Source organism: Amycolatopsis sp. NPDC003731, assembly GCF_053586895.1.
The window spans coordinates 19230-41270 of the sequence record NZ_JBSFNC010000005.1 but is presented as its reverse complement, the minus strand read 5'-3'; the positions used below and the strand labels follow the sequence as shown (position 1 = coordinate 41270).

The following is a 22041-nucleotide window of genomic DNA, read 5'->3' as shown; positions in this document are numbered from 1 at the left end:
TAAAGGATCGACCCGATGTCTTGCATTCGGGGCTTCGGACTGCAAGAACCATCAGATCCCGGCAGTGAAACTAACACTCCTTGCGCTAACCTTTAAAAGTGCAGGTAGACGCGTTCCAGAAGTCCCCGGTCGGCCAGCTGATGCCAGTCAGCGGCGTCGATGGCCGAACCAAGCAGCCCTACCGCCACTTCGCGTTCGTACCCGCTCCGCTTCCCAGCGTAGTCGACCTCTCGCCAGGCACGTACAAGCTCATCAGCGAAGCCGACCGCGCGCTCGGCGCGCTGGACGCGCTCACTGACCGGCTGCCCAATCCCGATCTCCTGGTGAGGCCGTCGCTGACCAGGGAAGCCGTCAGCACCTCGGCGCTCGAAGGAACGTACGCGCCCTACGCCGACGTACTGGAAGCCCAGTACGTCGACAGCCACCAGCCAACGGCAGAAGTGCGGGAGGTGCGGAACTACGTCCAAGCGGCATTCGCCGGCCTCGACCTCATCAAGAAACTGCCGATCTGCCTGCAGGTGGTGTCCAGGCTCCAGCAGATCCTCGTGACCGGAACACGCGGCGACGCATACGACGCCGGGAGACTCCGCGAAAGACTCGTTTGCATCGGAGACCGGGGCCGGGGAATCGAACAGTCCAGGTTCGTCCCACCCCCCAACGGAGATCCGCTCCGCGACGGCGTGAGCGACTGGGAAAAATGGATAAACGCCGACCAGGAGATGCCGGTAATGGTCAAAGTGGCCCTCGGCCATTACCAGTTCGAAACGCTGCACCCGTTCAGCGACGGCAACGGCCGGATCGGCCGCCTGGTCATCACCTTGCAGCTCATCGAAGAGAACGTGCTCAAGCATCCCGTGCTGAACCTGTCCCCGTGGCTGGAACCCCGGCGCGAGGACTACATCGACCATCTGCTCACCGTGAGCAAAACGGGGAACTTCGATCCGTGGGTGCGCTTCTTCGCCGAAGCTGTGAAAGCGCGGGCACAGGCCGCCGCGGAAACCATCCGGAGCCTGATGGCGTTCTCCCGAGAGGTCATCGAAACGATGAAGGGGATCGGCGCCCGCGGCACCGTCCTCGAACTCGCCGTGAACCTCATCGGTTACCCGATGATGACCATTCCCAAAGTGCAGGCGGACTTGGGCGTGTCCTACCCGACCGCCGCCAACGCCATCGGAAAACTGGAGGAGGCAGGCTTCCTGCGCGAGATCACCGGAGGAAGCTACGGACGCCGGTACATCTGCGACCGCGTGTACGACGAACTCGCCGAGAGCTGAGCCGGCGCTATGACGCCCCGCCCACGCGGCGGATGACCTTGGCCAGGATCCCCGACACGACCATCCAGAAGATCGCCGCGATGCCGTAGTTCACCAGTACGCGCAGCTTCTCGTCACTCGGCGTGAACAGGTCGCTGAAGCCCAGCGCGAGGCTGTCCGCCCAGGACTTCACGAACGACACGATGCCGTTGTCCGGGTTGGCCGAGCCGACCGTGAAGATCACGTGGATCACCAGGAACGCGGCGAAGACCAGCCCGACCCAGCGGACGATCGAGGCCACCAGCGAGGCGACCTTGCCCCGGGTCTGGCGCCAGTCGACGGCCGCGCGGCGGGAGACGCGGGTCTCCTCCGACGACGACTCTGCGTGCTCACCCATGCCCGCAGTTTCGCACGGCACCCGGCCGATTGCTACCCACAAGTAACCGTGTGGGTAACAGTTCCACCACGGCCCGGCTTCCCTCCGCGCACGTTCGCTGGTTATGGTGGGGCCGTGGCGCGTGCTCTCCTGCTTCGCTGCCGCGACGGGGCCTGACCGGACCGGCTCCCCGTCGCGGGGCTTCGTGGTGCCGGTCGCACCCGTCGAGCTGGAGACACCCCAAATCCCATGAGCAAGATCCGCAAACCTTCTCGTCCCGCGCCCGCCGGCCAGCCCGCCTGGAACACCCAGCGCGGCACGTCCATGCCGGTGCACCGCTACCGCCCCTGGTACGACCTGGTCGAGAACATCGACCTGCCCGACCGCACCTGGCCCGAAAAGCGCATCGACCGCGCGCCGCTGTGGTGCGCGGTCGACCTGCGTGACGGCAACCAGGCCCTGATCGACCCGATGTCGCCCGCGCGGAAGCGCAAGTTCTTCGACCTGCTGGTCCGCATGGGCTACAAGGAGATCGAGGTCGGCTTCCCGGCCGCGTCCCAGACGGACTTCGACTTCGTCCGCGAGATCATCGAAGACCACGCCATCCCGGACGACGTCAGCATCCAGGTGCTGACCCAGTGCCGCCACGAGCTGATCGAGCGGACCTTCCAGGCCCTCGAAGGCGCGCCGCGCGCGATCGTCCACATCTACAACTCGACGTCGATCCTGCAGCGCCGCGTGGTCTTCCGCGAAGAGCGCGAAGGCATCAAGAAGATCGCCACGCAGGCCGCCGAACTGGTCGTCGAGCTGGCCGCGAAGCAGCCGGACACCGACTTCCGGTTCCAGTACTCGCCGGAGTCCTACACCGGCACCGAGCTGTCCTACGCGCTCGAGGTCTGCAACGCCGTCACCGAGATCTGGCAGCCGACGCCGGAGAAGCCGGTGATCCTGAACCTGCCGGCCACCGTCGAGATGGCCACCCCGAACGTCTACGCCGACTCGATCGAGTGGATGAGCCGGAACCTGGCCCGCCGCGACTCGGTGATCCTGTCGCTGCACCCGCACAACGACCGCGGCACCGGCATCGCCGCCGCCGAGCTGGGCTACCAGGCCGGCGCGGACCGGATCGAAGGCTGCCTCTTCGGCAACGGCGAGCGCACCGGCAACGTCGACCTGGTCGCGCTGGGCATGAACCTCTACAGCCAGGGCATCGACCCGCAGATCGACTTCTCCGACATGGACGAGATCAAGCGGACGGTCGAGTACTGCAACCAGCTGCCGGTGCCCGAGCGCTCGCCGTGGGGCGGCGACCTGGTGTTCACCGCGTTCTCCGGCAGCCACCAGGACGCGATCAACAAGGGCCTCGACGCGCTGAAGGACGCCGCGGACAAGGCGGGCGTACCGGTCGACGAGCACCCGTGGGAGGTCCCGTACCTGCCGATCGACCCGAAGGACGTCGGCCGCACGTACGAGGCCGTGATCCGGGTGAACTCGCAGTCCGGCAAGGGCGGCGTCGCTTACATCATGAAGGCCGAGCACCAGCTCGACCTGCCGCGCCGGCTGCAGATCGAGTTCTCGAAGGTCATCCAGCGCTACACCGACTCCGAGGGCGGCGAGGTCGACCCGACCACGATGTACAACGCCTTCTCGGCCGAGTACCTGGAGCTGAAGACGCCGCTGGAGCTGGTCCGCCAGCACGTCCGCGACAACGGCGACGGCGAGTACGACATCACCGCGACGGTCCGCGTGGAAGGTGACGAGCACGAGGTCACCGGCCGCGGCAACGGCCCGATCGCGGCGTTCTTCGACGCGCTGTCGACGGTCGGGTACGACCTGCGCCTCCTGGACTACAGCGAGCACACGCTCTCCCCGGGCGACGACGCGCGTGCGGCGTCGTACATCGAGTGCGCGATCTCCGACCGCGTGTTCTGGGGCATCGGCATCGACCCGTCGATCGTCACGGCGTCGCTGCGCGCGGTCGTCTCGGCGGTGAACCGCGCCAACCGGTGAAAGCCGAGCGGCTGGTCGCGCTGCTGTTCACGCTGCAACGGCGACGCAGCGCGACCGCCGCCGAGCTCGCTGCGGAGCTGGGTGTTTCGGAGCGGACGATGCACCGCGATCTGGCGGCGCTGCGCGAAGCGGGCGTTCCGCTGTGGACGGAGCAAGGGCGGCACGGCGGCTTCCGCCTGGTCGACGGCTGGCGCTCCGGGCTCGACGGCCTCACCGCGCGCGAGGCCGTCGCGCTCTTCGCGCTGGGAGTGCCTTCCGCGCTGGCGGGACTCGGCCTGGACACGGCGAGCAGCGCGGCGCGGGCCAAGGTGTCCGCGGGCATGCCGGCCGAGCTACAGGAACACGCGGCGTTGGTGGCGGGGCGGTTCCACCTGGACGCGCCGGGCTGGTTCGGTGCCGCCGACGAGCCGCCCGCCCTGGCCTCGGTCGTCGAGGCGGTCTGGGCGCAGCGCCGGCTCTCGATCACCTACCGGCGTAGCGACAAGGTGGCCGCCCGGGAGCTCGAGCCGCTGGGGCTCGTGCTGAAGGCGGGCGTTTGGTACCTGGTCGCACGGGTGGTCCCGGACGACGCGCTGCGGACGTACCGGGTCTCCCGGATCCTTCGCGCGGCCGCGGAGGGAACCACGTTCGACCGGCCACCGGACTTCGACCTGGCGGCCTGGTGGCGGGCGTCGTCGGCCACGTTCGAGCAGGTCGCACGGCCGTTGCGGGTGCGCGCCCGGCTGAACCGGACGGCGGTGCGCGAGCTGCGCCGCGTGTTCGGCGGCGAGCACCTCGCGGACACGGTGGTTTCCCTGGGCACGCCGGACGCCGACGGCTGGGCCGACGCCGAGCTCGCCCTGGAGGGGGCCGAGATCGGCGTCGGCCAGCTGGTCGCGCTCAGCCCGGGTGTCGAGGTCCTCGAGCCGGCGGAGGTGCGGGCGGCCCTGGCGGCGATCGGTGCGGAACTGGCCACCCGCAACGGTCAGCGATAGCCGGTGGTGTCCGCGGGCTTTCCGGCGTCCGCCACCTCCGTCATGTACCGCCACGCGTCCGGGCGGCTGCCGTCGATGTCGTCGACGCCGTACTCCTTCGCCAGCTGGCCGCTGTTCACCGTCTGGCCGCTCCACCGGTCCCGCGCCGGGTCCGCCGCCAGGGCCGCCACCGTTCGGCCGCAGAACGTCGGTGTCTCCGAGATCGCGAAGTGCGGCACCCGCGAGCAGGCGTCGCGCCAGTTCTCCTCCGTCACCCCGTAGTGCTCCAGCATCGCCTCCGACCGCAGGTAGCCCGGCGTGAAGCCGACCGCGGTCGCCCCGAAGGACGCCAGCTCGGCCGCCTCGCCGATTGCCAGCAGGTGCGCCGACGCCTTCGCCAGGTAGAACGGCAGCGACGTCCCCTCGCGGTACTTCGCGTTGTACTCCGCCGTCCCGTCGGTCAGCTCGACGACCAGCCCGCCCGGGCGGCCGATCAGCAGCGGGAGCAGGAAGTGGCTGGTGATCAGGTGCGCGTCGATGCCGAGGCGGATCATGCGCAGGCCCGCCGTCAGGTCGTGCTCCCACACCGGCTTGCCCCAGCCGAGGTGCTGGTCGCCGCCCCAGAGGCCGTCGACCAGGATGTCGAGGCGCTCGATCCGCTTGGCCAGCGCCTCGACCTCCTCCGGCACCAGGTGGTCGACGCGGATCGCTTCCGCCTCGCCACCCGCCCGCTCGACCAGCTCGGCCGTCTCCTCGATCGTTTCCGGGCGGTCCACTTCGGACCGTCCGGCGCGGGTCGTCCGGCCGGTCACGTACACGAAAGCGCCCGCGCGGCCGAGTTCGACGGCGATCGCCCGGCTCGCGCCGCGCGTCCCGCCCGCCACCAGGGCGACTTTTCCGGAAAGTGTGTTCATGCGCCCAGCCTCACGGCGAACCATGACAACTCCTGGCATGGTTTCCCCGAGTCTGTGGCGGAGCTGTCGGGTTGCTGTGAGTCCCCGTTGATCGGGAGTGCCCGGGGGCGGGCCGGCGGTTAATGGAGGTGTGGACGGATCGACGGCGGGACTGCTGGTGCTGTTCGTCGTCGCGCTCGTGCCGCTGCTGCCCACCGAGGTGACCATCCTCGGCATGGGCATCTCGGCGGCGCAGGGCGGGACGTCGCTGGCGCTGGTGATCGCCGTGGCGAGTGCCGGGTGCCTGGCGTCCGACCAGGCGCTCTACGCCCTCGGCCGGTTCGGTGGCCGGGCGGCGCTGGACCGGCTGAGCAGGCGGAAGAAGATCGCCGCCGGCCTCGGCCGGCTCGACGGGCGGCTGCAGCGCCATCCCCGGCCGGTGCTGGTGGTCGCCCGCTGGCTGCCGTCGGGCGGGACGCTGGGCGCCCTCCTCGCCGGATCACTCCGATGGCCGCCGGCGGAGTTCTTCGCCGCATCGGCCATCGGCGTCACACTCTGGACGTCTTACGTGGCCTTCCTCGGCTACGCCGGCGGCCGGATCGTCACCGAACCCGGGATCAGCCTGCTGCTCTCCCTGGCCGTGGCCCTGATCCTGGGTTCGGTGATCACCTACGGCGTGAAACGGTCGGCTAGAGCGCTTTGAGGATGTCCGCCGGTTCGGTCCGCGTGACGAAGTCCGGGTGGACGTCGATGTACCGGATCACCCGGTCGCGGCCGACCACGACGACCGCGGGGTGGACCAGCTCCCAGCTGCCGTTGACCTGCTCGAGGTCCGTCCCCAGCGTCTTCATCGCTTCGCGGACGACATCGGAAACCGGGTAGCTCAGCCCGAGCCCGCGCGCGACGGTGCTCCCGACGTCGGAAAGCACCGGGAACCCCAACCCGGGCACCGGGCCGTCCGGCCTCTGCGGGCTGATCGCCGCCAGGGCCGCACCACGCTTCTCCAGCTCGGGCAGCAGTTCCTCCTGGTAGGTGCGCAGCGTCAGGTTGCAGTACGGGCACCACTGGCCGCGGTAGAACACGAGCACCGCCGGCCCCTCGGCCACGAGCCCCGCCAAGCCGATCGGCGCGCCGTCGGCTCCCGGCAGGGTGAAGTCCTCGATCTTGGCGCCCACCTCGGCGAAGTCCGTCGCCACACGGCGGCGGTCCGCATCGAGGACCTCGGCGAGCTCCGGCGGCAGGGCACTCCGGAGCTGGTCGTTGAGCCCGGTCAGGGCCTGGTCGAGCGTCATGGATCCCCCTAATTAGTTGTACTGATCGGTACAGTGAGCCAAACTGTACTATTCGGTACATGGAGGCGCAAGCGGCTTCGACCCCGCGCGGCAAGCGCACGCGTGACGCGATCGTCGACGCGGCGGCGGGCCTGATGTACGTCGACGGCGTCGCGGGCACGAGCGTCGACAAGGTGCTGGCCGCGAGCGGCGCCGGGAAATCGCAGATGTACCACTACTTCAAGAACAAGGAACAGCTGGTCGCGGCCGTGATCGACCGGTACCTCGAGCAGATCCTCGGCAACCAGCCGGCCATCTTCACGCTGGCGTCCTGGGCCGACCTCGAGACGTGGACCGAGCAGCTGCTCGACGTCCACCGCCGCGCGGGCGGGCCGATCGCCTGCCCGCTGGGCAACCTCGCGGGCGAGGTGGGCGACAACCCGAAGCTGGCCCCGCTGGTCGACCAGGCCTACCGGACCTGGGAGTCCCATCTGGCGCGCGGGCTGAAAGCCTTGCAGGACAACGGAGAACTGGCCGCGGACGCCGACCCGGCGCGGCTGGCGCAGGCGGCGATGACGTCCGTCCAAGGTGGACTGCTGCTGGCCCACATCCGCCACGACCTCACGGCGCTGCAGGACGCGCTCGGCATCGCGCTCGCCTACCTGCGGGGCTTCAAGCGGTGAGCTGGGCGATCTCCGCGCGGAGTTCGTCGATCACCTTGGCCACCGCCGGACGCTGCAGCGCGCCCGTCCGGCACACCGCCTCCACCAGCCGGGCCGCGCGGATCCCGGCCAGCGGCCGGCTGACCAGGCCGCTGCCCCGGCGGGTGTCGATCGTGTACCGCGGCACCAGCGCGATGCCGTGCCCGGCCGCGACCAGCCGCTCGGTGATCCGGAAGTCGTTGATCCGCTGGACGACGACCGGCCGCACGCCGGTGCGGACGGTCAGCGAGCGCAGCACGTCGTCCACCGGGAAGCCGTGGTCGACGCCGATCCAGCGCTCGTCCGCCAGCTCGGCCAGTTCGACGCGGCGCCGGTTCGCCAGCCGGTGCCCCGTCGGCAGCGCGACGTCGAGCGGTTCGCGCAGCAACGGCACCACCTCGAGGCGGCTCGAGTCGAACTCCGGCGCGTGCTCGTCGCGGTGCGCCACGACGATGTCGTAGTCCGCGACCAGGCCGGGCACCTCCGGCGGCGTCATGTCGACGTCCCGGACGTCGACCTCCAGGCCGTCGTACCCGGCGACGCGCGACAGCAGCCCCGGCAGCAGCATCAGGCCGGCCGACTGGAAGATGGCGATCCGCACCCGCCCGCGCGGCGCGCTGCGGTAGGTGTCCAGTTCGGATTCGGCCCGTTCGAGCGCGGCGAGCACCTCATCGGCGCGGGCGACCAGCGCGCGGCCGGCGTCGGTCAGCCGCAGGCCCCGGCCCGCGGGCTCGGTGAGCGGCAGGCCGACTTCGCCCTGCAACGCGCGCAGCTGCTGCGAAACCGCGGACGGCGTGCAGTGCAAGGCACGCGCGGCCGCCGTCACGCTCCCGCGGTCGGCGAACTCCCGCAGCGTGCGCAACCGGCCCAGATCCACGCCGTCACTGTACTTGAAGCTCCGCTACAAGGTTCCTGCAGATATTCTCGCTGGTCCTTCACGGTCGGCGTTGACACAGTGGAGGCATGCCCGCTCGTGACCGTCTGCTCGCCGTGCTCGTCGCCGTCCTGTGGGGCCTGAACTTCCTGGCCATCCACGCGACGCTCGGGCAGTTCCCGCCGGTGTTCGCGGGCGCGCTGCGGTTCGCCGTGATCGCCGTGCCGACCATCCTGTTCGTGCCGTGGCCGAAGGTGAAGGTGCGGCACCTGCTCGGCTACGGCCTCGGGTTCGGCACCGGCCAGTTCGCGTTCCTGTTCATCGCGATGGACACCGGGATGCCGACCGGGCTCGCGTCGCTGGTGCTGCAGGCGTCGGCGCCGTTCACGGTGCTGCTCGGCGCGGTCTTCCTGCGCGAACGCGTCACCCCGCACCAGCTGGCGGGCATCGCGCTGGCGGTGGCGGGGATGGCCGCGATCGCGTGGCAGCAGTCCGGGCACGCGGCGCTGCTGCCGATGGTCCTGACTCTGCTGGCCGCGCTGAGCTGGGCATTCGGCAACCTGAGCACGCGCAAGGCCGAGCCGGACAACCCGCTGCACTTCACGCTGTGGATGTCGGTGGTGCCGCCGCTGCCGATGTTCGCGCTGTCGCTGGTCATGGAGGGCCCGGCCGCGCAGTGGCGTTCACTGACGACGCTCGGCACCCCGACCGGCCTGACCGCGCTCGCCGGGCTGACGTACGTGGTGCTGATCGGCACGGTCGTCGGCTCGGGCCTGTGGACGACGCTGATGCGCCGCAACCCGGCGGGCGTGGTGTCGCCGTTCTCGCTGCTGGTGCCGGTGGTCGGGCTGACGGCGTCGTTCCTGATCCTGGGCGAGCGCCCGACCTGGCTGGAGGTCGGTGCGGCGGCCGTCGTGATCGCCGGGGTGCTGCTGGGCTCGTTGCGGTTCGCGCCCAAGCGAGAACTCGTCGCGGTCTAGGCGGCGGTCTCTTCCTGCTTTTCCTCTTCCGGGTGGTTCCGGCCGAGACGCTTCTTCATGACGAAGAAGACGACCACGCCGATGAGGACGGCGGCCACCAGGCCGAACTTGGAGAACCGGCCGAGCCACTCTTCGGCCACCACACCGAGGTAGTAGACGGCGGCGGTGGTGCCCCCGGCCCAGACGATGCCCCCGGCGGCGTTCGCCAGCAGGAATTTCGGGTAGTGCATCCGCAGCGAACCGGCGAGCGGCCCGGCGAGGATCCGCAGGAACGCGATGAACCGCCCCAGGAAGACGGCCCACACACCGCGTTTGTTGAAGATCCGTTCGGCGTTGGCCAAGTGCGCGGGACCGAAATGCTTCGGGAATTTCCGGCCGGCCCAGGCGAACAGCCGTTGCCCACCGGTTTTCCCGATGAAGTACCCGATGCTGTCGCCGATGATGGCGCCGGCACTGGCCAGAATCCCGATCCAGAGCGGGCTCAGGTTGCTGTGCTGCGACGCGAGCAGGGCCGCGCTGACCAGCACGATCTCGCCGGGCAGCGGAATCCCGAGGCTCTCGATCATGATCACCGCACCGACGATCAGGTACACCGAGAGCGGCGGGATCGCCTCCAGCCATTGGTCGATGTGCACAGCTGTACCCCCTGGTACCCACGTCCGGATTTCGGTGTTCGCTTTCCGAAGGGTACCGGGGGCGTTCCGCAGAGCGCGGCATCCTCAGGTATGGCCGGGGGTACGACTTTGGTCGGGTCCTGCTTGCGGTCGAGGGGCGGCTTTGGCCGGGGTTGGCTTCGGTCGGGCTGGCTTCGATCGGGGTCCGCTTGGGCCGCAGGTCCAGCTTCGGCCGGGGCTGGCTTCGGCCGGGGCTGGCTTCGGCCGGGGCCGCCTGGGCCGCAGGCCCAGCCTGGGCCGCAGGCCCGGCTTCGACCGAGGGCTCGGCCCCCGTCCCGCCAAGCCCCACCGGCCACATCCCCCTGCCGAGCCGATACGCAGCCGCCTCAGCGGCCGTCACGCCGGGTCAAGCCACGCTTTCCCGCCTTGACGCGGCGTGACGGCCGTTGAACAATCCGGCGTCCGGGTCGGTGGAGGGGGCACAACGGGGCATCTCACGCAGCCGGAGTTGTCCACAGGCTCCACCCCCATGTGGACAACTCCGGTGGACAACCCGTGCAGGCACAGGAGACTCCAGTGAAATACGTGGTCCTCATCTACGGCAACCCCGCGTCACGCCAAGCGTGGGAAGGCATGACCGACGAGCAGCGGGCCGCCGGGCTGGCCTACTACCAGCAGCTCAACGACGACCTCGATGCCTCCGGCGAGCGGATCGTCTCCGAACGGCTCGCCTATCCGGAGCTGACCAAGCAGGTGGGTGTCACCGACGGGCCCTTCGCCGAGGCCAAGGAGTTCCTCGCCGGCTTCTACCTGCTCGACTGCGAGAGCGAAGAGCGCGCCCTCGAGATCGCCGCGAAGGTCCCGGAAGCGTCCTTCGGCAAGGTCGAGGTGCGGCCGGTGATGGGACTCCACGGACCGGAGCTGTGACCGACGTCGAACTCCTGCTCCGCGAGCTCGCGCCGCAGGTCCTCGCCGCGCTGGTCCGGCGGTACGGCGGGTTCGACACCTGTGAGGACGCCGTCCAGGAAGCCCTGCTCGCCGCGTCGCAGCAATGGCCGGCCGAGGGGATTCCGGATCACCCGAAGGGGTGGCTGATCACCGCCGCGTCCCGGCGGCGGATCGAGCAGTGGCGCAGCGACACCGCGCGGCGACGGCGTGAGGAGGCCGTCGCCCAGGCCGAGCCGCCCGGTCAGGAACCCGCCGGCGGGGTCGACGACACGCTGACCTTGCTGCTGCTCTGCTGCCACCCGTCGCTGAAACCGCCGTCGCAGGTCGCGCTCACCCTGCGGGCCGTCGGCGGGCTCAGCACCGCCGAGATCGCGCGGGCCTTCCTCGTTCCCGAGGCCACCATCGGCCAGCGGATCAGCCGCGCGAAACAGAAGCTGAAAGGCGAACGGCTCACCCACGACCAGCGCCCCGAGCGGCTGGCCGCCGTGCTGCAGGTGCTCTACCTGATCTTCACCGAGGGCCACACCGCCAGCTCGGGGGACACGCTGAGCCGCGTCGAGCTGACCACCGAGGCGATCCGGCTGGTCCGGCAGCTGCACGCGGAACTGCCGGACGACGGCGAAGTCACCGGGCTGCTGGCCCTGATGCTGCTCACCGAAGCCCGCCGGCCCGCGCGGGTCGACGCCACCGGCGCGCTCGTCCCGCTGGCCGAGCAGGATCGGTCGCGCTGGAACCGGGCGTTCATCGACGAAGGCGTCGCGCTGATCACCCAAGCGCTGGCCACCGCACCGGTCGGCCCCTACCAGCTGCAGGCCGCGATCGCCGCGGTCCACGACGAGGCCGCGACCAGCGAAGACACCGATTGGGCCGAGATCCTCACGCTGTACGACCTGCTGCGGGTCGTCGCGCCCGGTCCGATGGTGACGTTGAACCGGGTGGTCGCGTTCGCGCAGGTCCACGGCCCCGAGAAGGGGCTGGCCGAGCTGGGCGAAGCCGCGAAGCACCTCACGCGGCACCACCGGGTCGACGCCATCCGCGCCCACCTGCTCGAAACCGCCGGTGACCCGGCCGGAGCCCGCGAGGCCTACCTGGCCGCCGCCCGGCGGACGCTGAGCCTGCCGGAACAGGCGTACCTGCAGTCGCGGGCCAACAGGCTGGAGACGTGAGAACGGCCGGCCGGGACAAGGCCCGGCCGGCCGTTCGGCACGTCAGAGGATCTCGGCCGCGGTGCCGACGTCCGGCGGGCCCAGGTCGGGGTTGAGCGCCCCGGTGAGCTCCACCAGCTCCGGCTCCACCTCGTGCGGCTGGATGCGCCCGTCGCGGATGTCCTCCGCGTAGTGGCACGCCACCCGGTGCCCGCCGCCGATCTCGCGCAGCTGCGGGCGGTCGGTGTCGCACAGGCTCGCCTGCCGCCACGGGCAGCGCGTGTGGAACCGGCAGCCCGACGGCGGGTTGGCCGGCGACGGCAGGTCACCGGCGAGCAGGATCTGCTCGCGGGTGTCCTCGACCTGCGGGTCCGGCACCGGGATGGCCGACAGCAGCGCCCGCGTGTACGGGTGCAGCGGGTCCCGGTACAGCGAGTCCGCGTCGGTCTCCTCGACCAGCGCACCCAGGTACATCACGCCGATGCGGTCGGAGATGTGCCGCACCACCGCGAGGTCGTGCGCGATCACGACGTAGGTCAGGCCGAGCTGCTGCTGCAGGTCCTCCAGCAGGTTCACCACCTGGGCCTGCACCGAAACGTCCAATGCGGACACCGGCTCGTCGGCGACGATCAGGTCCGGCTCCACCGCCAGCGCCCGGGCGATGCCGATGCGCTGGCGCTGCCCGCCCGAAAACTCGTGCGGGTACTTCCGCAGCGACGTCTCCGGGAGGCCGACCGCGGCCAGCAGCTGCCGCAGCCGCCGCTGGGTGGCTTCCTTGTCCTTGTCGAGGCCGTGCGCGTGCATGCCCTCGAGCAGGATGGACTCGACCGACTGGCGCGGGTCCAAACTGGACATCGGGTCCTGGAAGATCATCTGCATCCGGCGCCGGGCCTTCCGCAGTTCCTCCCCCTTCAAGGCCGCGACGTCGGTGCCGTCGAACTTCACGGAACCGGCGGTGGGCTCGTTGAGCCGCAGGATCGCCCGGCCCAAAGTGGACTTGCCGCAGCCGGATTCGCCCACCAGACCGTAGGTTTCGCCGCGGCGGATGGCCAGGTCGACACCGTCGACCGCGAACACGTGCCCGACCGTCCGGTCGATCACGATGCCGCGCTTGATCGGGAAGTGCACCTTGAGGTCGGTCACCTCGAGCAGCACGTCACCAGCAGGACGGGTCATCGGGTTCCTCCTCCCGCGGCGACCGCGGGCCGCACGGGGTTGTGACAGCGCAGCAGCCCGCCCTGGTCGGGCACCAGCTGCGGCTGGACCTCGCGGCAGACCGGCAGCGCGTTGGGGCACCGCGGCGCGAACGCGCACCCGTGGTCCCACGGGATGTTGTCGGCCACCGAACCCCGGATGGGGATCAGCTTCTCGCCGCGGCCCGCGTCGAGCCGCGGGATCGAGGCGAGCAGGCCGTGCGTGTACGGGTGCCGAGGCTCGGCGAAGAGCTGGTGCCGCTGCGCCCGCTCGACGATCTTGCCGCCGTAGAGCACGTTGACCTCGTCGCACAGCCCGGCGACGACACCGAGGTCGTGCGTGATCATGATGAGCGCGGTGCCGGTGTCCTGCACCAGTTCCCGCAGCAGCGCCAGGATCTGCGCCTGGATGGTGACGTCGAGCGCGGTGGTCGGCTCGTCGGCGATGAGCAGCCGCGGCCGGCACGCCAGCGCGATCGCGATCAGCGCGCGCTGCCGCATTCCGCCGGAAAGCTGGTGCGGGTACTCGGAAAGCCGGCGCGACGGGTCGGGGATGCCGACCTTGTCGAGCAGGTCCACCGCTTCGACGGACGCCGCCTTGCGCGACATCCCGCGGTGGCGCTCCAGCACCTCGGTGATCTGCAGCCCGATCGGGATGACCGGGTTCAGCGAGGACAGCGGGTCCTGGAAGACCATGCCGAGGTCGCGGCCGCGGCGGTCGCGCATTTCCCGGTCGGACAGGGAAAGCAGGTCGGTGCCTTCGAAGCGCACCGAGCCGGTGACCTTGTTGCCGCGCTTGGCCAGCAGCCGCATGATCGCCAGCGACGTCACGGACTTGCCGCAGCCGGACTCGCCGACCAGGCCGACCGTCTGGCCCGGCTCGACGTCGAAGCTGACGCCTTCCACCGCGGTGAACGGCTGTTCGCCGCGCCGCTGGAACACGACCGAAAGGTCGCGGACTTCAAGGAGTGCCATGGGATCTCACCGCCTGTTCTTCGGGTCGAGGGCTTCGCGGAGGGACTCGCCGAGCAGCGTGAACCCGAGCGCGACGATGATGATCGCGATCGCCGGGTAGTACGCGAGCTCGGGCCGGACGTCGAGGAACTGCCGGGCACCCTTGCTCAGCATGATGCCCCACTCCGCCCGGTTCGGGTCCGGGTCGCCCAGACCGAGGAACGACAGCGCCGCGGCCTCCAGGATCGCGGTCGCCAGGGTCAGCGTGGCCTGCACGATGACCGGGCCCAGCGAGTTCGGCAGCATGTGCCGGAACACGATGGTGCCGCGCTTGACGCCCAGCGACGTCGCCGCGAGGACGTGGTCGCTGCCGCGCTGCACCAGCATCGAACCGCGCAGCAGCCGCGCGAAGATCGGCACCCCGATCAGCGAGACGGCGAGGATCACCGTCCACTGGCTCGGCTTGGCGAACAGGGCCGCGACCGAAATCGCCAGCAGCAGCGACGGCACCGACAGCATGACGTCGACCAGTCGCATGAGGACGGTGTCGACCCAGCCGCCGAACGCGCCGGCGAGCCCGCCGATGATGATGCCGAGGAGCACGCCGATCACCGTGGCCAGCACCCCGACGAGGAGGGTGTTCTGCGCGCCTACGATCAGCCGCGACAGCTCGTCGCGGCCGAAGTCGTCCACGCCGAGCGGGAAGCCCGGCTGGGAGCCGGGGATGATCCCCTGGCCGAGGGCGACCTTGTCCTGCAGGTAGCGCTCGAACGGGTCCTTGGGCGCGATGAGCGGCGCGAACACCGCCAGCAGCACGAACAGGCCGGTGATCACGCCACCGGTGATGGCGACCGGGCTGCGCAGCATCCGCCGCAGTGCTTCGCGGCCGAGGCTGTTCCCGCTCGCCGCGGCGAGCTTGTCGATCGGCTCTTTCTTCTTGTTCAGCAGAGTGTTCATCGCACACGCACCCTCGGGTCGATGATCCCGTACGAGACGTCGACCAGCATGTTCACCAGGACGTACACCAGCGCGCCGAAGAGCAGCAGCGCCTGGAGCCGCGGGTAGTCACGCCGTTCGATGCCTTCGGCCAGCAGGAATCCGAGGCCGCGGAAGTTGAACACCCGCTCGGTCAGCACCGCGCCGCCGAGCAGCGCGCCGGTCTGCAGGCCGATGGTGGTGACCACCGGGAGCAGGCCGTTGCGCAGCACGTGCCGCCGCCGGACGACGGGCTGCGTGAGGCCCTTGGAGTTGGCCGTGCGGATGAAGTCCTCGTTGAGCACTTCGAGCACCGACGCGCGGGTGATCCGGGTGACCACCGCGAGCGGGATGGTGGCGAGCGCGAACGCCGGGAGGATCAGGTGCCTGATCGCGTCCCAGACGGCGTCCCATTCGCTCGTCATGATGCCGTCGAGGACGGCGAAGTTGGTGACGGCGGTGGCGTCGAGCCCCGCGGTCTGCCGGCCCTGCGACGGCAGGCCCAGCGGCCCGGCCAGCAGGTCCTGCATCATGTAGCCGAGGAAGAACACCGGCACCGCGACGCCGACCAGCGTCAGCACGATGATCACGTTGTCAGCGACGCCACCGCGGTAGCGGGCCGAGAGGTAGCCGGCCGGGATGCCGATGACCACCGCGACGATCATCGCGGACAGGCCCAGCTCGATGGTGGCCGGCAGGAACGTGCCGATCTCCGACATCACCGGCTGGGTGGAGACCAGCGAGGCGCCGAAGTCGCCGGTGATGGCGCGGCCGAGGAACTTGAAGTACTGGATGATGACCGGCTGGTCGAGCCCCAGCACGTGGTTGAGGTTGGCGATCTTCTCCGGCGTTGCCTTGTCGCCGAGGAGGGCGGCCGCGGGCCCTCCGGGCAGCGACCGCAGCCAGGCGAAGACCAGGATGGACAGGATGAGCAGCGTCGGGATCGCTTGTAGCAGCCGACGCACGAGAAAACGGAGCACTTGCAGTCCTTAGGTGGCAGCCCGCTGAGTACGGAACATGGGGTGGGCGCGGTAGCACCCACCCCATGCCTCGCGGCGTTGAGCCGTCAGTTCACGGTGACGGTGTTGAACCGCTCGTCGGTCAGCGGACTGGCGACCAGACCCTTGACCTTCGGGCCGACCACGATGGCGGGCGGGCCGTAGGAGATCGGGATGGCCGGCAGGTAGTCCATGATCTGCTTGTTGACTTCCTGGTACGCCTTGGCGTGCGCGTCACCGGCGGGCGAAGCGTCCGCGGCGGCCAGCGCGTCGAACAGCTGCTGGTTCTCGAACCCGAACTCCGGCTTCTTGCGGCCGAAGAAGGTGCCGACGAAGTTCCCGGCGTCGTTGTAGTCACCGGTCCAGCCGAGCAGGTGGAGGTCCTGCTTGCCGAACTTCTGGACGTCGTCCTTGTAGCCGCCGTTCCACGGCTTGGCGACCGGCTCGATCTTGATGCCGATGGCCTTCAGGTCCTCGGAGATCGAGGTGAAGACGTCCGCCGGGTTCGGCATGTACGGCCGGGTGACCTCGGTCGGGTAGTAGAACTTCAGCGTCAGGTTCGTCGCACCCGCCTGCTGCAGGAGATCCTTGGCCTGCTGCTGGTTGAACGGGTACTTGGTGACCTCGTCGGTGTAGCCGGAGATCGTCTTGGGGACGAACTCGGTGGCCACCTCGGCGCCCTCGGGCAGCTTGCTCTTGACGAACTGCTCGCGGTTGATGCCGTAGGCCAGCGCCTTGCGGACGCGGACGTCCTTCAGCTTCTCACCGGCCGGGCCGGACTGGTTGATGCCCAGGTAGAGGACGTTGAACGGCGGGCGCACCAGCACCTGCTCGCCCTCGTTGCGCAGCAGGCCGTAGTCGGCCGGCGCCGGGTAGTCGTAGCCCTGGATGTCGCCGGCCTTGAGCGCCTGCTTGCGGGCGTTCTCGTCCGGGATCACCTTGAAGATGAGCTTGTCGAGCTTGGCCGTCTGGGTCGGGCTGGTGTCGTTCTTGGACAGGGTGATCTCACCCTTGCCCTGGTCCCAGCCGTCGAACTTGAACGGGCCGGTGCCGACCGGGTGCTTGTTGGCGTACTCGCTGTAGGTGAACGAGTCGCCGGACTGGGTGACCTCGTCGGCCTTGTACTGCTTCAGCGCGGTCGGGCTCTGCATCGAGAACGACGGCAGGGTGAAGGCCGCCGGGAAGGCACCCTTCGCCTTGTTCAGGTTCACGACCGCGGTCGCCGGGTCCTTGGCTTCGCAACTCTTGTAGACCGGGTCGCTGTAGTCGGTGCTCTCGTTCTTGGCGAACCCGCCGAAGACGTCGGCGTAGTAGATCATCTGGCTCTGGGCGGCGGCGCCCTTCATGTTGTACCAGCGGTCGAAGTTGAAGCAGACCGCGGTCGCGTCGAAGGCGGTGCCGTCCGAGAACTTCACGCCCTGCTTGAGGGAGAAGGTCCAGGTCTTGCCGTCGTTGCTGGGCTCCCACTTCTCGGCCAGCGAGGGCTCGAGGTCGGCGGTGCCCGGCTTGTTCTGGATCAGCGTGTCGAAGATCTGGCGCGTGATCCGGAAGGTCTCGCCCTCGTCGTTGAAGATCGGGTCGAACAACTTCGGGTTACCGGCCGCGCCGAAGATCATGGTGCCCCCGGAACCACCCCCTGCGCCCTCGTCACGCTTGGATTCCGCACAGGCGGACAGCGAAACCGCGAGCGCGCCGCTCAGCCCGATCAGGGCCACGCGGCGTGTTCGGGTCAGCCGCAATTGCTGCATCTGGCACCCCTTGGGAGATGTTCGGGTTCAAAGTCACCGTCCGGTCGGTCAGGAACTCGACGGACGATCGGTGTGCCCCGCGACACTAGCGGGAACTCGGCCCAGGCTTAAGTACGTGAGGTTACGATCGCGCTACGTGGGCGCCGATTTGACCGCAATGTGTCCATAAATAGCGACAGAATGTGACCGTTTGTGTGCTCTGGCTGCACGCGGTGCCCGATCACTAACTCATATGGCGGTACCGAGATTAGTCCGGTCGTGTTGCGACCGCTGGTCGACTTGATCGATCCGGAGTGCCGCGCGCACGGAGGGTGACCGGTCCGTCCCCTACAAAAGTCGGGTGCCGGCGGCCCCGGGGGTGCCGTCGACGGCGAACCAGCCGCGCTCGAACCGTTGCCACCGCGCCAATTCGGCCCGTGCGGCCGCGCCGTCCCTGGCGACGGTTCCGGCCAGCCGGGCAGCCTCCGGGCCGCCAGAGAGCCAGCAGAGGTGCGAAAGCAGGGGTCTTGCCGAAGTGCGGCCGCAGGAAACGCCCTCCAGCACGAGGACTTCCGGCACGGCCACCCGGACGAGCTCACCCGGCCGGGGCACCCCGGTGGTCCAGTCCATGCGGCGGTAGGCGCCGGGCCGGCCGGCCGCCAGGGGACGCAGGACGCCGTCGACCAGCCGGGGCCACCAGGCGACCGGGTCGTCCCAGGTCGCGAAGGCGTCGGTGCTCACCAGGGCCGTCCGGCAGCCGCGGGCGGTCAGCTCCTCGACGACCTGGGCGGCCAGCGTGGACTTGCCGGCGCCCGACGGGCCGTCGATGGCCAGCACCCGCACCCGGCCCAGCCGCGCGGGGGCGGCGAGCAGGGCCTCGATCAGCGCGTCACTTGCTGACGCGCTCGACCTCCGGAAGCCCTTTGACGTCGTCGGGAGCCGCCGTCTTCGCCTCCAGCTCGGCGATCCGGCTCTCCAGCGCGCGCCGGGTGTCCTCGAGCTCGCAGCGCAGCAGCGCGATCTCCTCGACCGACGTGCGCACCTCTTCCTCGAGGTGCCCGGTCTCGGTGGACAGGTGCAGCGACACCAGCGCCAGGACGACGCCGGCGAGGAGGAAGACGAAGTTCGACGGCGTTTCCACGCCGGTCAGCCGGGCCAGGAACTGCGCGGCCGCCGGGATGGCGGCGAGCACCACGACGCCGACGGCGACGACCAGCCACACGCCCGCGTACTTCTCCCGCAGCTTGCGCCGCCGCATCATCTCGATGACGACGAACAGCACCAAGCACGCGATGACGATGCTGAGGATGCGCCAACCCTGCATTCCCAAGCTCCTTAAGCCGAGTCCGAGGAGTCGACCGCGGGGCGGCGGCGGACCAGCGCGAGCAGCAGCGCGAGCCCGGCGCGGCCCAGGTAGACGGCCGACTTGACGGGCGAGTGGCTGGGCGTGCCGCCCGCGCGCTCGCGCATGATGACCGGGATCTCCTTGATGGTCAGCTCGGCCCGGATGGCCATGACCAGCGATTCGACCGTGTCGCCGAGGTACTCGGCCGGGTAGTAGCCGGCGAACAGCCGGATCGCGCGCGGCCCCATCGCCTTGAAGCCCGACGTGACGTCGGTGAGCCGGGTCTTCGCCAGCCGCGAGAACACGATCGACAGCGCGACCATGGCGTACTTGCGCGGCCCGCTGGCCTTGTACGCGCCCTTGCCGGCGAACCGCGAGCCGATCACGATGTCCGCGTCGTCGAGGCCGCGCAGCAGCGCCTCGAGCTCGTCCGGGTCGTGCTGGCCGTCCGCGTCCACCTGCACGACGACGTCGTACCCGCGGGCGGCGGCGTAGCGGAAACCGGTGCGCATGGCGCCGCCGACCCCGAGGTTGACGGCGAGGCGGGCCACCTCGGCGCCCGCGGCGCGGGCGAGCTTGGCGGTGTCGTCCACCGAGCCGTCGTCGACGACGAGCAGGTCACCGGTCGGGAGAGCCCGCTTCACCTGCTCGATGACCGACGCGACGCTCGCCGACTCGTTGAGGGCGGGCATCACGATGAGCACGCGGCGGCTGGTCACCGTGGTCGCCGGGGTCGTTGACACGCGATCACTTTATCCCTTCACTGCCCGTCACCGGGCGCGGACCCTGGTGCGGCACCGGCCGCGACGACGTCCTCTTGCCCGGCGATCTCGTAGACGGAGGCCCCGGCGTTGCGGTAGACCAGCTTGAACCCCGGCGTGGTGTCCAGGTGCTGCAGGCCCGGGTCGTTCCGCTGGTCGGGGACGGCGTTGCCCTGGCCGACGAAGGCGTAGCGGACCTTCAGCTCCCGCAGGATCTGCCGGGCTTTCGGGTCGTTCTCCAGCCGGTTCGCGTACGCGCTGACGTAGCCGACGTCGCTGGCGGGCGGGGCGCCGTAGTAGTTCCACTGCGTCGGGTGCACGCCCTGCAGCGCGTACATCCAGACCGACCCGTCGAGGCGGTCGTTCAGGACGCGCTCGCCGGGCACCGTGTGCTGGGCCAGCCAGGCGAACGCCGTCTCCTCGTCCGCGCTCACCGCGGGGAAGCCGCGGTAGGCGATGTTCACGTGCACGGAGTTGAGGTGCACGTACCCGCGGCTGAACCCGCCGATCACCGCCGCGAGCAGCACCACGCCGGCCAGGACGGGCGCGGCCGGGTGCAGCTTCGGCAGCCGGGGCCGGACCTTCGCGGCGAACCACGCCGACGCGGTGTGGACGAACTCGCCGAACCCGACCGCGCCGATCATCGGCAGCAGCGCGGCGAGCCGGTAGTTGTCGTTGTAGAACGGCCCGCTGAGCAGGTGGACCAGGCCGTTCTCCATGGAGACCGTCGCCGCGTACAGGCCGCCGAGGACGACGTACGCCGCGACCAGCCAGAGCATCCGCCGGTGCCGGACCAGCAGGAAGATGCCCGCGATGGCGGGCAGGCCGATCCACCACTGGGGGAAGCTCGCCATCGGCGAGAAGGTGACCGTCTGCCCGACCGCGCCGGTCATGGTCGCCGCGTTGGCCCAGACCGCGGACGTGACGCCGCCGGCGTTGTAGAGCGAAGGCAGCACCTGGGGCAGGCCGAGCCCGATGGCGAGCAGCGCGGCCGCCACCAGCGACGGCCAGGCCCGCCGCCAGTCGAGCGGCTCGAACCGGAAGAGCACGACGGCCAGGATGAGGACACAGTAGACAGCGAGAACGAACACGACACTCGTGTGCAGCGCGGCGAGGCCCGCGACGCCGACCCCGACGGCCAGCGGCCCGGTGGCCCCGCCCGGCTCGAGCAGCAGGCGGACCACGGCGAGCATGGCCGGGACCAGGGCGACGCCGGCCGCGTACGGCCAGACCGGGCCGTGCCAGAACAGGTCGTAGGGGAACGAGGTGAAGCAGGCCGAAGCGGCAGCGGCCGCCGCGGCCGTGACCGCCGGCATCCGCCACGCGCGGCACATCGCGGCCACGCCGAGCGGCACCGCGAAGGTGACGGCGATGGACGCGAAGTTCAGCAGCGGCATCACGGTCAGCCCGCCCTTGCCGAAGAGCAGGGCGAGCAGCGCGTGGTAGGTGTCCGGGTAGAAGTAGTGGGTCTCGTCCGGCAGGTTCGCGATGGTGCCGATGGTCGACGGGCGCGCGTCCCCGCGCTCGGCGATCCAGCGCACGAGGTTCGCGTGGAACGCGGCGTCCCAGTCCTGGTTGACGGTGCCCGGCGTGGGGATGCCGCGCAGCACGGTGCGCAGGCCGACCGCCATCCCGGCGGCGACGCCGAGGGCCGTGAAGGCGTGCCCGCGCCACGACCACCGCGGGCGCTCGGGCGGCTCGGCGTCCGGGCGGCGGCGCCGGGTGAACCGGGCCACGGCCCAGGTGATCGCGAAGCCGGCGGCCGACACCAGGAGCGTCCACAGTGTCACGGAGAGCGCGGTCCACCGGATGCCGGTGCCGCCCAGCAGCGGGATGCCGAGGGCCACGACCCCGAACGTGAGGACCGGCGCGGCGGCGCCCAGCGTCCAGCCGCGCAGGCCGATCGCGGCCCCGAATACGGCACCCGGAAGCCAGAATGCGGCCAGAACGAGCAGAAAACCCATTCTCCCACCCCATTTTCCGCCGTGATCCGGGCCGCACCCGCGGTGAACGCCGTTCTCCGACGGCGCGGCCACGCTACCGTGCACGTCAGCTGGCTGGTCACCCGCA

General features: G+C 70.2%; 22 protein-coding genes. 8 read left to right on the top strand and 14 right to left on the bottom strand.

The window, feature by feature from the left end; all coding sequences use genetic code 11:
- Positions 1–98 precede the first annotated feature (98 nt).
- Positions 99–1274, top strand: coding sequence for a Fic family protein (locus ACWDN5_RS03565; protein WP_449674218.1), 1176 nt, complete (start codon positions 99–101; stop codon positions 1272–1274).
- 7 nt (positions 1275–1281) lie between these two features.
- On the opposite strand, the gene ACWDN5_RS03560 is transcribed toward ACWDN5_RS03565, so the two are convergent.
- The gene (locus tag ACWDN5_RS03560; RefSeq protein WP_310969250.1) at positions 1282–1650 is read right to left on the bottom strand and encodes a hypothetical protein; all 369 of its coding nucleotides are present in this window, start codon (positions 1648–1650) and stop codon (positions 1282–1284) included.
- A gap of 228 nt (positions 1651–1878) precedes the next feature.
- On the opposite strand from ACWDN5_RS03560, the gene leuA reads away from it, so the two are divergent.
- Both leuA and ACWDN5_RS03550 read left to right on the top strand, forming a co-directional pair.
- The gene (gene leuA, locus ACWDN5_RS03555; protein ID WP_310969252.1) at positions 1879–3639 is read left to right on the top strand and encodes a 2-isopropylmalate synthase; all 1761 of its coding nucleotides are present in this window, start codon (positions 1879–1881) and stop codon (positions 3637–3639) included.
- The gene (locus ACWDN5_RS03550; RefSeq protein ID WP_449674216.1) at positions 3636–4613 is read left to right on the top strand and encodes a helix-turn-helix transcriptional regulator; all 978 of its coding nucleotides are present in this window, start codon (positions 3636–3638) and stop codon (positions 4611–4613) included. Before leuA ends, ACWDN5_RS03550 begins: the two co-directional genes overlap by 4 nt.
- Here ACWDN5_RS03550 and ACWDN5_RS03545 read toward each other — a convergent pair.
- Positions 4604–5506, bottom strand: a complete 903-nt coding sequence (locus tag ACWDN5_RS03545) for an SDR family oxidoreductase (RefSeq protein ID WP_449674214.1) — start codon at positions 5504–5506, stop codon at positions 4604–4606. The two genes, ACWDN5_RS03550 and ACWDN5_RS03545, sit on opposite strands and share 10 nt — an antisense overlap.
- Before the next feature lie 130 nt (positions 5507–5636).
- Between ACWDN5_RS03545 and ACWDN5_RS03540 the strand changes: the two genes are divergently transcribed.
- The gene (locus tag ACWDN5_RS03540) at positions 5637–6188 is read left to right on the top strand and encodes a DedA family protein (RefSeq protein WP_310969257.1); all 552 of its coding nucleotides are present in this window, start codon (positions 5637–5639) and stop codon (positions 6186–6188) included.
- Here the strand turns inward: ACWDN5_RS03540 and ACWDN5_RS03535 are convergent.
- Positions 6175–6777, bottom strand: a complete 603-nt coding sequence (locus ACWDN5_RS03535; protein ID WP_310969259.1) for a peroxiredoxin-like family protein — start codon at positions 6775–6777, stop codon at positions 6175–6177. The genes ACWDN5_RS03540 and ACWDN5_RS03535 overlap by 14 nt on opposite strands.
- A 59-nt stretch (positions 6778–6836) precedes the next feature.
- On the opposite strand from ACWDN5_RS03535, the gene ACWDN5_RS03530 reads away from it, so the two are divergent.
- Positions 6837–7439 carry a TetR/AcrR family transcriptional regulator gene (locus ACWDN5_RS03530; protein ID WP_449674212.1) on the top strand — a complete coding sequence of 201 codons (603 nt, stop codon included), beginning with the start codon at positions 6837–6839 and terminating at the stop codon, positions 7437–7439.
- On the opposite strand, the gene ACWDN5_RS03525 is transcribed toward ACWDN5_RS03530, so the two are convergent.
- Positions 7429–8334 (bottom strand): LysR family transcriptional regulator, encoded by a 906-nt coding sequence (locus ACWDN5_RS03525; protein ID WP_310969263.1) that lies wholly within the window; start codon positions 8332–8334, stop codon positions 7429–7431. The genes ACWDN5_RS03530 and ACWDN5_RS03525 overlap by 11 nt on opposite strands.
- Positions 8335–8420: 86 nt before the next feature.
- Here ACWDN5_RS03525 and ACWDN5_RS03520 point away from each other — a divergent pair, with 86 nt between their 5' ends.
- Positions 8421–9311 (top strand): EamA family transporter, encoded by an 891-nt coding sequence (locus tag ACWDN5_RS03520; protein WP_310969264.1) that lies wholly within the window; start codon positions 8421–8423, stop codon positions 9309–9311.
- Here the strand turns inward: ACWDN5_RS03520 and ACWDN5_RS03515 are convergent.
- Entirely contained in the window at positions 9308–9946 is a 639-nt protein-coding gene (locus tag ACWDN5_RS03515) for a DedA family protein (protein WP_310969266.1), read from the bottom strand. The two genes, ACWDN5_RS03520 and ACWDN5_RS03515, sit on opposite strands and share 4 nt — an antisense overlap.
- Before the next feature lie 555 nt (positions 9947–10501).
- Between ACWDN5_RS03515 and ACWDN5_RS03510 the strand changes: the two genes are divergently transcribed.
- Both ACWDN5_RS03510 and ACWDN5_RS03505 read left to right on the top strand, forming a co-directional pair.
- Positions 10502–10852: a YciI family protein gene (locus ACWDN5_RS03510; protein WP_310969267.1), complete on the top strand. Its 351-nt coding sequence runs from the start codon at positions 10502–10504 to the stop codon at positions 10850–10852.
- The gene (locus ACWDN5_RS03505; RefSeq protein ID WP_449674209.1) at positions 10849–12039 is read left to right on the top strand and encodes an RNA polymerase sigma factor; all 1191 of its coding nucleotides are present in this window, start codon (positions 10849–10851) and stop codon (positions 12037–12039) included. Before ACWDN5_RS03510 ends, ACWDN5_RS03505 begins: the two co-directional genes overlap by 4 nt.
- Positions 12040–12081: 42 nt before the next feature.
- Here ACWDN5_RS03505 and ACWDN5_RS03500 read toward each other — a convergent pair whose 3' ends face one another.
- The 9 genes from ACWDN5_RS03500 to ACWDN5_RS03460 form a co-directional block, all read right to left on the bottom strand.
- On the bottom strand, positions 12082–13194 hold the full coding sequence (locus ACWDN5_RS03500; protein WP_449674207.1) for an ABC transporter ATP-binding protein: 1113 nt from the start codon (positions 13192–13194) through the stop codon (positions 12082–12084).
- Complete coding sequence (locus ACWDN5_RS03495; protein WP_310969272.1) at positions 13191–14186, bottom strand: ABC transporter ATP-binding protein; 996 nt, start codon at positions 14184–14186, stop codon at positions 13191–13193. Before ACWDN5_RS03495 ends, ACWDN5_RS03500 begins: the two co-directional genes overlap by 4 nt.
- Before the next feature lie 6 nt (positions 14187–14192).
- Positions 14193–15122: an ABC transporter permease gene (locus ACWDN5_RS03490; RefSeq protein ID WP_004559728.1), complete on the bottom strand. Its 930-nt coding sequence runs from the start codon at positions 15120–15122 to the stop codon at positions 14193–14195.
- Positions 15119–16120: an ABC transporter permease gene (locus ACWDN5_RS03485; RefSeq protein ID WP_310969273.1), complete on the bottom strand. Its 1002-nt coding sequence runs from the start codon at positions 16118–16120 to the stop codon at positions 15119–15121. Before ACWDN5_RS03485 ends, ACWDN5_RS03490 begins: the two co-directional genes overlap by 4 nt.
- Positions 16121–16206: 86 nt before the next feature.
- Positions 16207–17886 carry an ABC transporter substrate-binding protein gene (locus ACWDN5_RS03480; RefSeq protein ID WP_310969274.1) on the bottom strand — a complete coding sequence of 560 codons (1680 nt, stop codon included), beginning with the start codon at positions 17884–17886 and terminating at the stop codon, positions 16207–16209.
- Between the two features lie 327 nt (positions 17887–18213).
- Positions 18214–18702, bottom strand: a complete 489-nt coding sequence (locus ACWDN5_RS03475) for a uridine kinase family protein (RefSeq protein WP_396136890.1) — start codon at positions 18700–18702, stop codon at positions 18214–18216.
- A gap of 52 nt (positions 18703–18754) precedes the next feature.
- Positions 18755–19189 (bottom strand): DUF2304 domain-containing protein, encoded by a 435-nt coding sequence (locus ACWDN5_RS03470; RefSeq protein ID WP_310969276.1) that lies wholly within the window; start codon positions 19187–19189, stop codon positions 18755–18757.
- Between the two features lie 11 nt (positions 19190–19200).
- Positions 19201–19902: a glycosyltransferase family 2 protein gene (locus tag ACWDN5_RS03465; RefSeq protein WP_449674312.1), complete on the bottom strand. Its 702-nt coding sequence runs from the start codon at positions 19900–19902 to the stop codon at positions 19201–19203.
- A gap of 68 nt (positions 19903–19970) precedes the next feature.
- A complete protein-coding gene (locus ACWDN5_RS03460; protein WP_449674203.1) occupies positions 19971–21935 on the bottom strand; it encodes a DUF6541 family protein in 1965 nt (654 codons plus the stop codon).
- Positions 21936–22041: the final 106 nt, after the last annotated feature.

Bases quoted from the DNA above. Each gene is read 5' to 3' on its own strand.
- ACWDN5_RS03545 (WP_449674214.1), bottom strand. From the start codon at position 5,506: ATGAACACACTTTCCGGAAAAGTCGCCCTGGTGGCGGGCGGGACGCGC.
- ACWDN5_RS03520 (WP_310969264.1), top strand. From the start codon at position 8,421: ATGCCCGCTCGTGACCGTCTGCTCGCCGTGCTCGTCGCCGTCCTGTGG.
- ACWDN5_RS03465 (WP_449674312.1), bottom strand. From the start codon at position 19,902: ATGCCCGCCCTCAACGAGTCGGCGAGCGTCGCGTCGGTCATCGAGCAG.
- ACWDN5_RS03530 (WP_449674212.1), top strand. From the start codon at position 6,837: ATGGAGGCGCAAGCGGCTTCGACCCCGCGCGGCAAGCGCACGCGTGAC.
- ACWDN5_RS03480 (WP_310969274.1), bottom strand. From the start codon at position 17,886: ATGCAGCAATTGCGGCTGACCCGAACACGCCGCGTGGCCCTGATCGGG.
- ACWDN5_RS03470 (WP_310969276.1), bottom strand. From the start codon at position 19,189: ATGCAGGGTTGGCGCATCCTCAGCATCGTCATCGCGTGCTTGGTGCTG.
- ACWDN5_RS03500 (WP_449674207.1), bottom strand. From the start codon at position 13,194: ATGACCCGTCCTGCTGGTGACGTGCTGCTCGAGGTGACCGACCTCAAG.
- ACWDN5_RS03490 (WP_004559728.1), bottom strand. From the start codon at position 15,122: ATGAACACTCTGCTGAACAAGAAGAAAGAGCCGATCGACAAGCTCGCC.
- ACWDN5_RS03560 (WP_310969250.1), bottom strand. From the start codon at position 1,650: ATGGGTGAGCACGCAGAGTCGTCGTCGGAGGAGACCCGCGTCTCCCGC.
- leuA (WP_310969252.1), top strand. From the start codon at position 1,879: ATGAGCAAGATCCGCAAACCTTCTCGTCCCGCGCCCGCCGGCCAGCCC.
- ACWDN5_RS03535 (WP_310969259.1), bottom strand. From the start codon at position 6,777: ATGACGCTCGACCAGGCCCTGACCGGGCTCAACGACCAGCTCCGGAGT.
- ACWDN5_RS03495 (WP_310969272.1), bottom strand. From the start codon at position 14,186: ATGGCACTCCTTGAAGTCCGCGACCTTTCGGTCGTGTTCCAGCGGCGC.
- ACWDN5_RS03460 (WP_449674203.1), bottom strand. From the start codon at position 21,935: ATGGGTTTTCTGCTCGTTCTGGCCGCATTCTGGCTTCCGGGTGCCGTA.